Source organism: Asticcacaulis sp. AC460 (assembly GCF_000495795.1).
GTDB lineage: Bacteria > Pseudomonadota > Alphaproteobacteria > Caulobacterales > Caulobacteraceae > Asticcacaulis.
The window spans coordinates 1-1039 of sequence record NZ_AWGD01000061.1 but is presented as its reverse complement, the minus strand read 5'-3'; the positions used below and the strand labels follow the sequence as shown (position 1 = coordinate 1039).

The following is a 1039-nucleotide window of genomic DNA, read 5'->3' as shown; positions in this document are numbered from 1 at the left end:
TAACGTTGGACAGGAACCCTTGGTCTTCCGGCGAGCGGGCTTTTCACCCGCTTTATCGTTACTTATGTCAGCATTCGCACTTCTGATACCTCCAGCAACCCTCACAGGCCACCTTCAACGGCTTACAGAACGCTCCCCTACCCAACAACGCCTAAGCGTCGCTGCCGCAGCTTCGGTGCATGGTTTAGCCCCGTTACATCTTCCGCGCAGGCCGACTCGACCAGTGAGCTATTACGCTTTCTTTAAATGATGGCTGCTTCTAAGCCAACATCCTGGCTGTCTATGCCTTCCCACATCGTTTCCCACTTAACCATGACTTTGGGACCTTAGCTGGCGGTCTGGGTTGTTTCCCTCTTCACGACGGACGTTAGCACCCGCCGTGTGTCTCCCGTGATAACATTCTTCGGTATTCGGAGTTTGCATCGGTTTGGTAAGCCGGGATGGCCCCCTAGCCGAAACAGTGCTCTACCCCCGAAGATGAGTTCACGAGGCGCTACCTAAATAGCTTTCGGGGAGAACCAGCTATCTCCCGGTTTGATTGGCCTTTCACCCCCAGCCACAAGTCATCCGCTAATTTTTCAACATTAGTCGGTTCGGTCCTCCAGTTAGTGTTACCCAACCTTCAACCTGCCCATGGCTAGATCACCGGGTTTCGGGTCTATACCTTGCAACTAGTCGCCCAGTTAAGACTCGGTTTCCCTACGGCTCCCCTATACGGTTAACCTTGCTACAAAATATAAGTCGCTGACCCATTATACAAAAGGTACGCAGTCACACCACGAAGGTGCTCCCACTGCTTGTACGTACACGGTTTCAGGTTCTATTTCACTCCCCTCGCCGGGGTTCTTTTCGCCTTTCCCTCACGGTACTGGTTCACTATCGGTCAGTCAGGAGTATTTAGCCTTGGAGGATGGTCCCCCCATATTCAGACAGGATGTCACGTGTCCCGCCCTACTCATCGAACTCACGACCTGTGCATTTTAGTGTACGGGGCTATCACCCTTTGCTGCGCGACTTTCCAGACGCTTCCACTAACACA

The 1039-nt window shown here is 52.8% G+C and carries 1 rRNA gene; it reads right to left on the bottom strand.

Features of this window, described 5'->3' with window-relative positions:
* Window positions 1-1039, bottom strand: a 23S ribosomal RNA gene (locus ABAC460_RS47895); the annotation flags it as partial.